This is a genomic window from Pseudomonas entomophila (assembly GCF_029478665.1).
Taxonomy (GTDB): domain Bacteria; phylum Pseudomonadota; class Gammaproteobacteria; order Pseudomonadales; family Pseudomonadaceae; genus Aquipseudomonas; species Aquipseudomonas entomophila_F.
Window position 1 is genome coordinate 44351 of record NZ_JARPQB010000018.1, and the last position, 13145, is coordinate 57495.

Sequence of the window (13145 nt, forward strand, 5' to 3'; positions counted from 1 at the left end):
GCCGCCAGCCCGCAAGGTAAAGCCCTTGGCGTGATTCGGGCCGGTTTCGGTAGACTTGCGCGCCTTCCACCCCACTGGCCAAAAGGATTTGCAATGCCAGCGCCAAGTCGCTCTTTACTGTTCTACGTCATCATCGGTCTGATCCAGGGCCTGGTGGTGCTCACCACCGTGAAAGGAGAGGGTGAACTGCTGGGGTTCAGCCTGTCGGTGGCTGTGTGCGTCGCGGTGGCGGTAGCGGGGCTGAACCTGCAGTTGCTCGGCAGCGCGGTGCTGCAACGTGGCACAGGCTGGCTGGTACTGGGCCTGACCGTGCTGATCAGCGGTATCAGTGGCTGGCTCTCCCGTTTCGAGCACCTGGGATGGCTGCAGCAGACCTGGTGCCTGGCCGCCATCGTGCTGGGGTATATCGGCACTGCGTTCATTCTTGCCTGGCCGACTCGCGAAGGGCTGCGTCCACGCTACGAAGACCTGTTCAGGCATGCCTGGAACAACGTGTTCATCCTGTTCCTGGCGCAGTTGCTGATGGGCCTGTTCTGGCAGCTGCTTTGGCTGTGCGCACTGTTGTTCGCCATGCTGGGCATCCCGCAGGTCAAGCATGTGGTGGAGGCCCCCGAGTTCCTCTGTCTGCTGTTGCCGGTGGTGTTCTCCCTGGGGATGCGCATGGGCCGGGAAAACGAAAAGGTCATCGGGCTGCTGCGCGGTATCCTGCTGACACTGTGCCGCTTCCTGTTGCCATTGAGTGCGGTGATCGCCGTGGTGTTCACCCTGACACTGCCTTTCAGCGGCCTGCAACCCGTGTGGGACACTGGTTATTCCACCGCTCTGCTGTTGGTGCTGGCAGGCATCAACCTGTTCCTGACCAATGGTGTGTTCCAGGACGGCCATCAAGGCAACGCTTATCCTGCGCCGCTCAAGCGCCTGGTCGAGGCCAGCCTGTTGTGCCTGCCGGTGCTGGTGGGCCTGGCGGCCTATGCCAGCTGGTTGCGCATCGACCAGTACGGGCTGACCCCGTCGCGCATCATGGCCATGCTGTTGGTGGGCGTGATGGTGGCGCACAGCCTGGCGGCGGTGTGGGCGGTGGTGAGTTCACGGCAGGCCTGGCTGTACAGCCTGCGGCTGAGCAACCCGTGGATCGCCTTGCTCAGCGCGGTGCTGGTGGTGCTGTTCTATACACCGCTGCTGGATCCGCTGGCGCTGAGCGCGAAGAACCAGGTCGAACGCCTGGTCAGCGGGCGCACGCCTATCGATGAGTTCGATGCCAGCCACCTGTACTACCGCCTGGGCGACCCGGGACGTGCGGCATTCGATGAGTTGCAGGCGCAGCTGCAAGGTCCGGAGTTGTTCGACCAGGCCGGCCGCGAACGGCTGCTGCTGAACATGGCCAAGGTGCATGAGCCGCCGGTCGAAGAGCCCCGTGGCCCGCAGCTCGAGTGGCTGGGCGCCGCGGTACGCAACAGCCAGGCATTCGATACGTTGGTCATGACCGAGAGCCAGTGCGGCGGCAAAGGCTGTTTCCTGTGGGCGGTGGACATGGATGGCGATGGGCGCGACGAAGTGCTGATGATTCCACGTCATGTCTATGCGTCCAACGTGTTCGTCTTCGCCAGTGAAGGCGGGTGGCACCAGATTGGCACCCTGTACGGTGATTTCGAGAACACCGAAGAACTGGTCAGGCAGATACGCCAGGGGGCAATGAAACCGGTCACGCCGAAGTACAAGACCCTGAGCCTCAATGGCGAGGAACTGTCCCTGCGGCTGGAGAAGTAGCCTTCCAAAGGCATGAAAAATCCCGGCGCATGGCCGGGATTTTCTTGTAGCGAACGCCTTAGCTGTTGGGCAGCAACCGGCAGGTGATGCTCTTGATGTAGCGGGTCTCGGCGATCGCCGGGTGCACCGGGTGGTCCGGGCCCTGGCCGCCGCGCTCGAGCAGCTGCAGGTTGCGGTCCAGGTGGCGGGCGCTGGTCAGCAGGATGTTGTTCAGGTCGTCTTCCGGCAGGTGCATCGAGCACGAGGCGCTGACCAGGATGCCGTCCTTGTTCAGCATACGCATGGCCTGTTCGTTGAGGCGGCGGTAGGCGGCCTCGCCGTTCTTCAGGTCCTTCTTGCGTTTGATGAAGGCGGGCGGGTCGGCAATGATCACGTCGAAGCGCTCTTCGGCGGCTTTCAGCTCACGCAGCGCCTCGAACACATCACCTTCGATGCAGGTCAGCTTCTCGCTGATGCCGTTCAGCGCGGCGTTGCGTTCCACGCCATCGAGGGCGAAGCCAGACGCGTCCACGCAGAACACTTCGCTGGCGCCGAACGCGCCGGCCTGCACGCCCCAGCCACCGATGTAGCTGAACAGGTCGAGCACGCGCTTGCCCTTGACGTAGGGCGCCAGGCGCGCGCGGTTCATGCGGTGGTCGTAGAACCAGCCGGTCTTCTGCCCTTCACGCACCGGGGCTTCGAACTTCACGCCGTTCTCTTCCAGCGCCACCCAGTCCGGCACTTCGCCGTAGACGGTGTCGACATAGCGCTCGAGGCCTTCGGCGTCGCGGGCGGCGGAGTCGTTCTTGAACAGGATGCCGCTGGGTTTGAGCACCTGCACCAGGGCGGCGATCACGTCGTCCTTATGGGCTTCCATGGTGGCCGAGGCCAGCTGCACCACCAGAATGTCGAAGAAGCGGTCGACCACCAGGCCCGGGAGCAGGTCGGAGTCACCGTAGACCAGGCGATAGCAAGGCTTGTCGAACAGGCGCTCGCGCAGCGACAGGGCCACGTTCAGGCGGTGCACCAGCAGCGACTTGTCCAGCGGCAGCTTGGCGTCGCGCGACAGCAGACGGGCGCAGATCAGGTTGTTCGGGCTCATGGCCACCACGCCCAGAGGCTTGCCGTTGGCGGCTTCGAGGATCGCCTGCTGGCCGGCCTTCAGGCCCTGCAGCGGGGTCGCGGCGACGTCGACTTCGTTGCTGTAGACCCACAGGTGGCCGGCGCGCAGGCGGCGGTCGGCATTGGCTTTGAGGCGAAGGCTGGGCAGGGACATGACGTCGCTCCGGGAAAAAAGAGCGGGAGTATACCGTGTTGGCCCCGGATTCGCTGTGGGCCGCGACCAAGCGTGAGCTTATCGCTTCATCCTGTAGGAGCCAGCCTTGCTGGCGAACCAGGCGCCCCGGTGCATGGCACCGGCCTTGCCGGTGTTCGCCAGCAAGGCTGGCTCCTACAGCGCTAAAGAAATTCCTGGATCCAACGATCCACTGAAAGGTTGCCCTGCCGGCGTACAGGGTTAGAATCCCCCGTCCCCCGCGAGTGTGTACTTATGTCCCAGGAACTTACCGCCGAACAGATCCAGCAAGCCCTGCAAGGCATCACCATCCCGCCACAGCCGCAGATCATGGTCGACCTGCAGTTCGAGCAGTACATGCCCGACCCTGATCTTGAGACCATCGCCAAGCTGATCAGCCAGGACCCGGGCCTGTCCGGTGCCCTGCTCAAGCTGGTCAACTCGGCGCAGTTCGGCCTGGCGAACAAGATCGGCTCGATCCAGCGCGCGGTGAACCTGCTGGGCAGCCGCTCGATCATCAACCTGATCAACGCCCAGTCGATCAAGGGCGAGATGAGCGACGAGACCATCGTCACCCTCAACCCGTTCTGGGATACCGCCCAGGACGTGGCCATGACCTGCCTGACCCTGGCCAAGCGCACCGGCATCCAGGCGGTCGACGAGGCCTACACGCTAGGTTTGTTCCACGATTGCGGCGTGCCGCTGATGCACAAGCGTTTCCCCAACTACATGGAAGTGCTGGAAGAGTCCTACGCCAAGGCCAATGACGAAATCCGCGTGGTGGACACCGAAAACCGCGTGTTCAACACCAACCACTCGGTGGTCGGCTACTTCACCGCCAAGTCCTGGCGCCTGCCGGAGCACATCAGCGCCGCCATCGCCAACCACCACAATGCCCTGGCGGTGTTCCGCGACGAATCCTCGCGCAACACCCAGACCCAGCTGAAGAACCTGCTGGCGGTGCTGAAGATGTCCGAGCACATCTGCGCGTCCTACCGCGTGCTGGGCAACCAGACCGTGGACCACGAGTGGGAGATGGTCGGGCCGCTGGTGCTGGACTACATCGGCCTGACCGAATACGACTTCGAGCAGCTCAAGCAGAACATCCGCGAACTGGGCGGGCACTGAGCCATGCCGGAATTGCCAGAGGTCGAGACGACGCGGCGCGGTATCGCCCCGCACTTGGTGGGCCAACGGGTCAGCCGTGTGGTGGTGCGTGACCGGCGCCTGCGCTGGCCGATCCCGGAAGACCTCGACGTGCGCCTGTCGGGGCAGCGCATCATCAGCGTCGAGCGCCGCGCCAAGTACCTGCTGATCAACGCCGAGGTCGGCACCTTGATCAGCCACCTGGGCATGTCCGGCAACCTGCGCCTGGTCGAGCTGGGGTTGCCGGCGGCCAAGCACGAGCATGTGGACATCGAGCTGGAGTCGGGATTGATGCTGCGCTACACCGACCCACGGCGTTTCGGGGCCATGCTGTGGAGCCTCGACCCGCTCAATCACGAATTGCTGATCCGCCTGGGGCCGGAGCCATTGACCGACCTGTTCGATGGCGAGCGGCTGTTCCAGCTGTCCCGTGGCCGCTCGATGGCGGTCAAACCGTTCATCATGGACAACGCGGTGGTGGTGGGTGTGGGCAACATTTACGCCACCGAGGCATTGTTTGCGGCGGGCATCGACCCGCGCCGCGAGGCGGGGGGCATCTCCCGGGCGCGCTATCTGAAGCTGGCCATCGAGATCAAGCGCGTGCTGGCGGCGGCCATCGAGCAGGGCGGGACAACGCTGCGTGACTTCATCGGTGGCGATGGGCAGCCGGGGTATTTCCAGCAGGAGCTGTTCGTCTATGGGCGCGGTGGGCAGCCGTGCAAGGTGTGTGGCACCGAGCTGCGAGAGGTGAAGCTGGGGCAGCGGGCGAGCGTGTTCTGCCCGAAATGCCAGCGCTGATCCCCTGGGGCCGCTATGCGGCCCTTTCGCGGCACAAGGCCGCTCCTACAGACGGAACGCGATCCCCTGTAGGAGCGGCCTTGCGCCGCGATGGGCTGCGCAGCAGTCCTCAGGGCCGTGTTGCCTTGCCGAGAATCACCGCCTCGCCAACACCTCGCGGATCACTGGCCGCTTCCACGGTCCCTCCCGCCTTGTCCCAATACAGCACCTGCTGGTTCCCGTAGCTGCGCCCCATGTCCTTCAGCTGATACCCACGCGCTTGCAGTTCGGCTTTCTGCCCTGGGCTGAACGCCCCCGGCTCATGCTCGACCACGTCCGGCAGGTACTGATGGTGGTAGCGTGCCGTCGCCGGCCATTCAGCCACCGGCCGACCTTCCAGGAAGCCCATCACCGACAGCAGCACCATGCTCGGGATCCGGCTGCCGCCTGGCGTGCCGAAACTGGCGAACTGGCTGGGGCTCTCGATGAACGTCGGGCTCATGCTCGACAGCGGCCGCTTGCCCGCCGCCACCGCGTTGGCCGGGCTGCCCGCCAGGCCGTAGCTGTTGCTGCCGCTGGGGTCGGCGGCAAAATCGTCCATCTCGTTGTTCAACACCACGCCGGTGCCCGGCACGCTGAAAGCCGCGCCGAACGGCAGGTTGACCGACAGCGTGGCGGACACTGCGTTGCCGTCGGCGTCGATCACCGTGAAGTGGGTGGTGTGGTCGCCCTCGCGCCAGGCCGGCGAGGGCGGCAGGGCGCTGCTGGGCGTGGCTTGGTGCACATCGATGCTGTCGGCCAGCCCGGTGAGGTATTGGCGCGCCAGCAGGCGATTGATCGGGTTGGCGACGTAGTCCGGGTCACCGAGCAGGCCGCGGTCACGGTAGGCCCGGCGCAACACTTCGATCACATAATGGCTGCGCTGCACCGGCTCGGCGCTTTGCCAGGGCAGGCGCTGGAGCATGGCCAGGCTCTGGGCCAGGGCCACGCCACCGGCCGACGGCGGCGGGCTGCTGATCAGCTCGCGCTGGTTGGCCAACGAGTAGCGTAGAGGTTCGCGCCAGGCGGTGTGGTAGCCGGCGAGGTCGTCGAGGGTCCAGATGCCACCGGCCTGGCGTACGCCATCGACCAGGCGCTGGGCCATCGGGCCCCGGTAGAAGCCGTCACGGCCGTGTTCGGCCATACGCTGCAAGGTGGCGGCCAGTTCCGGCTGGCGGATCAGCGTGCCCAACGCCGGCACGTCGTGGGTGCGGAGGAACAGCCGGGCGCTTTCAGCGTCGCCGCGCAGGGCACCCAGGCGCATGGTCGCCCGGTCGCGGTAGATGCGGTCGACGGCAAAGCCTTGGTTGGCCAGGCGGATGGCCGGGGCCAGGGTGTCCTTCAAGGGCAGCTTGCCGTGGGTCGCGGCCAGGTCGGCCAGCGCCTGGGGCAGGCCGGGGATGGCGGCGGCCAAAGGGCCGTTGATCGACAGCCCTGGCTGGACCTTGCCGTCTTTCAGGTACATGTCCACCCGGGCGGCGGCCGGCGCCCGCTCACGGGCATCGAGGAAGGCGTAGCGTGGTGAGTCGCCGCTTTCGCGCAGCAGGAAGAAACCGCCACCGCCCAGGCCCGAGCCATAGGGCTCGACCACCGCCAGCGCGGCGCTGATGGCCACGGCGGCATCGAAGGCGTTGCCGCCCTGGGCGAGAACCTGCTGGGCTGCCGCGGTGGCTTCGCCGTGCGGGCTGGCAATGGCCGCGCGGCCTGGGCCATCAGCCTGGGCGGCGGTGGCCAGCAGCGCCAGGGCGGCGCCGAGGAGTGAGCGTCGAACTGCGGCGACGAACGGCATCAGGCCTTGCCGGTGATCCGGCGGTACTTGGCCATCAGTTCGTCTTCGGTTTCCGGGTGGGCTTCATCCAGGGGGATGCAGTCGACCGGGCAGACTTGCTGGCACTGGGGCTCGTCGTAGTGGCCCACGCACTGGGTGCACAGGTTCGGGTCGATCACGTAGATCTCCTCGCCTTGCGAGATGGCGGCGTTCGGGCACTCGGGTTCGCAGACGTCGCAGTTGATGCAATCGTCGGTGATGATCAGGGACATGGAGACTCCGGCCGGGGCGTCGGGCCCGGGCATGTTTCAAAGCGACAAGCGCAATTGTGCCGGATTCGCGCCCGCAGTGCACGTGGGCGCGACATCCTGACCGCGTGGTTACTTGCGGAAGCGCTCGGTCAACGCGTCGGCCACGGTGGGGTGGACGAACTTGCTGATATCACCGCCCAGCGCGGCGATTTCCCGGACCAGCGTCGAGGAAATGAACGAATAGCGCTCGGACGGGGTGAGGAACAGGCTCTCGACGTCCGGCGCCAACTGGCGGTTCATGTTGGCCAGCTGGAACTCGTACTCGAAGTCGGAAACTGCGCGCAGACCGCGCAGGAACACGTTCGCGCCCTGTTCCTTGGCGAAATGCGCCAGCAGCGAGGAGAAGCCGATGACTTCGACATTGGGCAGGTGCTTGGTGACCTCGCGGGCCAGCTCGACCCGTTGTTCCAGCGGGAACAGGGGGTTTTTCTTGGGGCTGGCCGCCACGGCGATGATCACGTGGTCGAACAGCCGCGAGGCGCGCTCGACCAGGTCGCCATGGCCTTTGGTAATGGGGTCGAAAGTACCCGGGTACAACACTCGGTTCATCGCGTCATCCTGGCTGGAGTGCGTTGGGGAGTCGGATGGTAGCGCAGCGATTGCGCCCGGCCAAGTCGCGTGGCTGGCTGATGGCACTATAAACAGTGCGTGTATTGGCTGTCATGCGCCGTTTGCCAGGCGGCCGATCAGCCCGTCGCTGAGCCGCGCGGCCAGGGCATAGACCGACAACTGCGGGTTGGCGCCGATGCTGGTGGGGAACAGCGAGCCGTCGTGGATCGACAGGTTCTCCAGCTGGTGATGCCGGCCCAGGCTGTCGCACACCGCCTGGCGCGGGTCTTCGCCCAGGGCGCAGCCGCCCATGACATGGGCGCTGCCCAGGCGCATGCGGAACAGCGCCAGGGGCAGGCCGTCGATCAGTGCCTTGGCCTGCTCCGGCGTCTCGACGTAGCGGGCGTCGCCATGCACCGGCAGCACTTGGCGGGCGCCGGCGGCGAACTGGATCTGCGCCATGCTGTGCCAGGCCCGGCGCAGGCCGTCGCGCAGGTAGTCGGTGACGGGGTAGTCGAGCACCGGGGAGCCGTCGCCACGCAGTTCCACCTGCCCGCCCGGGCTGTCGGGGTGGAAGCCATCGCGCAGCAGCGCCAGCATCACATGGGTGTGGGGCAGCTCGGCCATGCGCAGGGCATTGTCCTGGCCGTGCCCGCCCAGCAGGGTGCTGGCCAGGGCCGGGTGCAGCGGGGGGACCTCGAGCTTGTAGCCGATCGGGCCGGCGACGCCGTCCTGCCACTGGAACTGGTCACTGTAGATCGACTGCGGCGCGCCGTAGTACGGGTCGATCCTGTCGGCGAATTGCGCGGCGCTGAAGTTGACCAGGTGCAGGAAGGTACGCTTGCCCAGGCGCTGGTGCGGGTCGGGCGCCTGCGAGCGCAGCAGCAGGGCCGGGCTGTTGATGCCGCCACCCGCCAGCACGTAGTGACGGGCGCGCACGCGGACCTGGCGCCCTGTCGGTTGGATACCCTTGGCGTCCAAGGCCTGGCACTGCAGGTGGTCGATGCGCTGGCCGTCATGGCTGAAGCGCTCGGCACGGGCCAGGTAGAGCAGTTCGCCACCCTTGTCCAAGGTGGCGGGGATGCTGGTGACCAGCATCGACTGCTTGGCGTTGACCGGGCAGCCCATGCCGCAGTAGCCCAGGTTCCAGCAGCCGCGCACGTTGCGCGGGATGACCGCCCAGCGGTGGCCCAGTGCCTCGCAGCCGCGCCGCAGCACGTCGTTGTTGGCATTCGGTGGCATTGCCCAGGGGGCGATCCCCAGGCGCTGCTCCATGCGCTCGAACCACGGGCGCAGGGTTTCGCCGTCCAGGCCCTTCACCCCGTGCTCGCGGGCCCAGTGCTCCAGTGTCTGTGGCGGGGTGCGGAAGCTCGATGTCCAGTTGACCAGCGTGGTGCCGCCCACCGCGCGGCCCTGGAGGATGGTGATGGCGCCCTCCTTGCTCATCCGCCCCAGGCCCTCCTGGTAGAGGTCGGCGTAGGCTTCGTGCTCCAGCAGATGGAAATCGCTGCTGGTCTTCAGTGGACCTTCCTCGATCAGCAGCACCTTCAGGCCGGCGGCGCTGAGCAACTCGGCCGTGGTAGCCCCCCCGGCACCGCTGCCGATCACGGCGACATCGGCTTCGAGCGCCAGGTCCTGGTCCAAACGTGAGCCATCGTAGGTTGTCCAGCCTCGCTCAAGGCCTTGGCGGAACGGGTCAGGGACGGGCATGAAGTGATTCCTTCTGAGCAAGGCAGCGGCGAACCCTGTAGGAGCCGGCTTTGCCGGCGAAAGGGCCGGTACAGCCAAAGCACATCCCTGGTTCCCACATCAGGCGGTGCATGAGTGTCCGTTCAGATCTTCGGCGGCCCCGGATAACCACAGGCGGCCCAGGCTTCCGGGCGCTCGTACCATGCCATCTGCAACAGTTGTAGCAGCGAGGCATGCCCTTGGCGCAACAGGTTCAAGGAGCTAGCGCGCCAACGATCCAGGAACCGCTCCACATCCGCCCCTGTCGCGTTGTCCCAACTGCCCCAGACGCCAGTCAATGGCCCACGGGTCAGAGGCATGCCGAGCACATCGAACAACTGCCGGGTCAGCTTGAGCATGGCCGGGGAAAGCGCCGCCAGCTTGTGGTCGAGGCTCGCGAGCACCGTGTTGGTGGAGGCCTGGGTTCCCGCCAGCACAATCGGGATCAAGGCCTGCAACAGCGGCAGGTCGTCCTCGCGCAGCACCTGATAGCCAGAGGAGGGCGCCTCTTTCGAGCAGCCGACCAGGCTCGCGGCACCGAGGAACAGGCTGGCGCCCAGGCTGAACCTGAGCAGGTCGCGACGCTGCATGACCTGCCCCCCGCTCAGCGGATGAACAGCTTGTAGACCAGGCGCTGCAAGGCCTTGCCATAAGGTGGGTAGATCACCTTGGCAGCGTTGATGCGCTGCTTGGCCAGCACCGCCTTGGCCTTGCTGAAGGTAAGGAAGCCTTCGTGGCCATGGTAGTGCCCCATGCCGGACGGGCCGATGCCGCCGAACGGTAGGTCGTCCTGGGCCACGTGCAACAGGGTGTCGTTGAGGCACACGCCACCGGAGTGGGTGTCACGCAGTACCCGCGCCTGCTCGCCACGGTCGTAGCCGAAGTAGTAGAGCGCCAGTGGCCGTGGTCGTTGGTTGATGTAGGCCAGGGCATCGTCGAGCCGGTCGTAGGGCACCAGCGGCAGCAGTGGGCCGAAGATCTCATCCTGCATCACCTGCATGCTGTCGTTCACCTCCAGCAGCAGGTGGGGCGGCAGGCGCCGACCCTGGCGCGGCTCATCGGCATACAGGTCGAGCACCTTGGCACCCTGGGCACGGGCGTCATCCAGCAGGTGGTTCAGGCGGGCGAGCTGGCGCTCGTTGATGATCGCGCTGTAGTCGGGGTTGTCGGCGAGGCGAGGGTAGGCGCTGCGCACGGCGCGCTGGTAGGCCTCGGCGAAGGCGCCCAGGCGCTCGCGGGGCACCAGCACGTAGTCGGGGGCGACGCAGGTTTGCCCGGCATTGAGGGTCTTGCCGAAGGCGATGCGCTCGGCGGCGGTGTCCAGTGGCACATCCGCCGAGACGATAGCTGGCGACTTGCCGCCCAGTTCCAGGGTCACCGGGGTGAGGTTCTGCGCGGCCGCCAGCATCACGTGGCGGCCGACGCTGGTGGCGCCGGTGAACAGCAGGTGGTCGAATGGCAGGCGGGCAAAGGCCTGGCCGACCTCCACCTCACCCAGCACGACGCTGACCAGGTCTCTGGGGAACACTCGCTCCAGCAGGGCCTTGAGTGCCTGGCCGCTGGCGGGGGTGGACTCGCTGAGCTTGAGCATCACCCGGTTTCCTGCGGCCAGGGCGCCGGTCAGCGGGCCGATGGCGAGGAAAAGCGGGTAGTTCCACGGCACGATGATCCCCACCACCCCCAGTGGCTGGTACTGCACCCGTGCGCTGGCGGGCTGGAAGGCCAGGCCGACCTTGCGTCGCGACGCGCGCATCCAGCGCTGCAGGTGGCGCTCGGCATCGCGCAGGCCCAGCACCGAGGGCATCAGCTCGGCGATCAGGGTTTCATCGCGGCTACGCCCACTGAAGTCGGCATCGATGGTGGCGATCAGGGTTTCCTGGTCCGCCAGCAGTGCCTCGCGCAGGCTCTTGAGCCACTGCCGGCGCTGGGCGGCCGGGGGCATGGGGTTGCTGGCGAACGCCTGGCGCTGGGCGTCGAACGTCGCTTGCAGGTCGAGGTCGGATTGCACGGGAGGGAGAACGGCAGGCGAGGTCATGGCGGCTCCGAGGAGTGGCGAATGGCTAGAGCATATACTCTAATTGGTACGATGGTGCACCTTTTTTCATGACCTTGGCGGTGCACCCGACCGGCAGGAGGCCGTAAGATGGCCCTGATCATTCACCCTGGAGACCGGAGCTGAGCATGGCCCCGCGCATGAAGACCCGAGAGCGCATCGTGCAGAACAGCCTGGAGCTGTTCAACCAGCAGGGCGAGCGTAGCGTCAGCACCAACCACATTGCCGCGTACATGGAAATCTCGCCCGGCAACCTGTACTACCACTTCCCCAACAAGCAGGCGATCATCGCCGTGCTGTTCAACCAGTACGAAGAACTGGTCGACAGCTTCCTGCGCGCCCCCCAGGGGCGGGCCGCCACGGTCGAGGACAAACGTTTCTACCTCAAGGCCTTGCTGGCGGCGATGTGGAACTACCGTTTCCTCCACCGCGACCTGGAGCACCTGCTCGACAGCGACCCGGAGCTGGCCGCGCGCTATCGGCGGTTTTCCCGGCGCTGCCTGCAACATGGCCAGGCCATCTACCGTGGTTTCGTCGACGCCGGGATCCTGGCCATGGATTCGACGCAGATCGAGTCGCTGACGATCAATGCCTGGATCGTCCTGACGTCCTGGGTCCGTTTCCTCAGCACCACCCGCGAGCACACCGCCCACCTGGGTGAAGAAGCCTTCAAGCGCGGCGTCTATCAGGTGGTGGTGCTGGAACTGGGCTATGTCACCCCAGCCTCGCGGGCTGCCGTGCAGGCGCTGTGCGATGAGTATCACGTTCCGTTCAACCAGGCCCTGGAGCACTGAACCGGGGTTTTCGAGCCATTCAACAGGAGATTGTCATGCCCCTTGCGCAACTGATCACCCCGCAGCAACTGGCCGAGCGCCTGGACTCGCCCGGGCTGGTGATCCTCGACTGTCGTTTCGCCCTGGAAGATGTCGACTATGGCCAGCGCAGCTATGCCCAGGGGCATATCGCCGGAGCGCATTTCGCCGACCTGGAGCGTGACCTGAGCGGGCCGGTGGTCAAGGGGCGTACCGGGCGGCATCCGTTGCCCGATGCGCAGCGCCTGGTCGAGCGCCTGCGCGAGTGGGGCCTGGACGATGACAGCGAGGTGGTGCTCTACGACGACGGTCCCGGCGCGTTTGCCGCCCGTGCCTGGTGGCTGCTGGCCTGGCTGGGTAAGCGCGACGGGGTGTCGATCCTCGATGGCGGCCTGAAAGCCTGGCACGCGGCACACCTGCCCCTGAGCCTGGACTCGCCTGCGCGGCGCGAGGGCAACTTCAGCGGCGAGCCGGACATGAAGCTGCTGATTGATGCCGGGCACCTGGCCAAGCGCCTGGGCGAAGCGGACCTGACCCTGATCGATGCCCGTGCGTTGCCGCGTTTCCGAGGCGAGGTCGAGCCGATCGACCCGGTGGCCGGGCACATCCCGGGTGCACAATGTGCGGCGTTTACCGACAACCTTGGTGCCGACGGGCGGTTCCTGCCTGCCGCGCAGCTCAAGCAGCGTTTTGCCGAAAAGCTGGGCAGCCGCTCGCCGGAGCACCTGGTGGCCTATTGCGGCTCGGGCGTGACGGCCTGCCACAACCTGTTCGCCCTGGCGCTGGCGGGATATCCATTGGGGCGGTTGTACGCAGGTTCCTGGAGCGAGTGGATCAATGACCCGCTACATGCGGTGGCAACCGGCGACTGATTCTTACTGTAGGAGCCAGCCTTGCTGGCGATGCAAGGCGCAGCCTTGCC

Annotated in this window: 12 protein-coding genes; 5 read left to right on the forward strand and 7 right to left on the reverse strand. The window is 66.2% G+C overall.

Going from position 1 to position 13145, the window contains the following annotated elements:
- Positions 1-93 precede the first annotated feature (93 nt).
- On the forward strand, positions 94-1767 hold the full coding sequence (locus P5705_RS11545) for a DUF4153 domain-containing protein (RefSeq protein ID WP_277460999.1): 1674 nt from the start codon (positions 94-96) through the stop codon (positions 1765-1767).
- A 58-nt stretch (positions 1768-1825) separates the two neighbouring features.
- Here the strand turns inward: P5705_RS11545 and P5705_RS11550 are convergent, their stop codons facing one another.
- A complete protein-coding gene (locus P5705_RS11550) occupies positions 1826-3022 on the reverse strand; it encodes a class I SAM-dependent rRNA methyltransferase (RefSeq protein WP_011531707.1) in 1197 nt (398 codons plus the stop codon).
- Positions 3023-3349: 327 nt separating this feature from the next.
- Between P5705_RS11550 and P5705_RS11555 the strand changes: the two genes are divergently transcribed.
- Together P5705_RS11555 and mutM are read left to right on the forward strand one after the other, a co-directional pair.
- Positions 3350-4168 (forward strand): HDOD domain-containing protein, encoded by an 819-nt coding sequence (locus P5705_RS11555; protein WP_193383918.1) that lies wholly within the window; start codon positions 3350-3352, stop codon positions 4166-4168.
- Between the two features lie 3 nt (positions 4169-4171).
- Complete coding sequence (gene mutM / locus P5705_RS11560) at positions 4172-4984, forward strand: bifunctional DNA-formamidopyrimidine glycosylase/DNA-(apurinic or apyrimidinic site) lyase (protein WP_277461000.1); 813 nt, start codon at positions 4172-4174, stop codon at positions 4982-4984.
- 109 nt (positions 4985-5093) lie between these two features.
- On the opposite strand, the gene ggt is transcribed toward mutM, so the two are convergent.
- From ggt to P5705_RS11590, 6 genes are all read right to left on the reverse strand, one after another.
- Positions 5094-6791, reverse strand: a complete 1698-nt coding sequence (gene ggt, locus P5705_RS11565) for a gamma-glutamyltransferase (protein ID WP_277461001.1) — start codon at positions 6789-6791, stop codon at positions 5094-5096.
- Positions 6791-7042, reverse strand: a complete 252-nt coding sequence (locus P5705_RS11570) for a YfhL family 4Fe-4S dicluster ferredoxin (protein WP_011531711.1) — start codon at positions 7040-7042, stop codon at positions 6791-6793. Before P5705_RS11570 ends, ggt begins: the two co-directional genes overlap by 1 nt.
- A gap of 108 nt (positions 7043-7150) precedes the next feature.
- Positions 7151-7630, reverse strand: coding sequence for a pantetheine-phosphate adenylyltransferase (gene coaD / locus P5705_RS11575; RefSeq protein WP_011531712.1), 480 nt, complete (start codon positions 7628-7630; stop codon positions 7151-7153).
- A gap of 111 nt (positions 7631-7741) precedes the next feature.
- Positions 7742-9340, reverse strand: a complete 1599-nt coding sequence (locus P5705_RS11580; protein ID WP_277461005.1) for a GMC family oxidoreductase — start codon at positions 9338-9340, stop codon at positions 7742-7744.
- 122 nt (positions 9341-9462) lie between these two features.
- Entirely contained in the window at positions 9463-9948 is a 486-nt protein-coding gene (locus P5705_RS11585; RefSeq protein ID WP_277461007.1) for a twin-arginine translocation pathway signal protein, read from the reverse strand.
- Positions 9949-9962: 14 nt separating this feature from the next.
- On the reverse strand, positions 9963-11393 hold the full coding sequence (locus tag P5705_RS11590; protein WP_277461009.1) for a coniferyl aldehyde dehydrogenase: 1431 nt from the start codon (positions 11391-11393) through the stop codon (positions 9963-9965).
- Positions 11394-11539: 146 nt separating this feature from the next.
- On the opposite strand from P5705_RS11590, the gene P5705_RS11595 reads away from it, so the two are divergent.
- Together P5705_RS11595 and P5705_RS11600 are read left to right on the forward strand one after the other, a co-directional pair.
- Complete coding sequence (locus P5705_RS11595) at positions 11540-12205, forward strand: TetR/AcrR family transcriptional regulator (protein ID WP_277461010.1); 666 nt, start codon at positions 11540-11542, stop codon at positions 12203-12205.
- A 35-nt stretch (positions 12206-12240) separates the two neighbouring features.
- Positions 12241-13095: a sulfurtransferase gene (locus tag P5705_RS11600; RefSeq protein WP_277461012.1), complete on the forward strand. Its 855-nt coding sequence runs from the start codon at positions 12241-12243 to the stop codon at positions 13093-13095.
- The last annotated feature ends 50 nt before the right edge of the window (positions 13096-13145 follow it).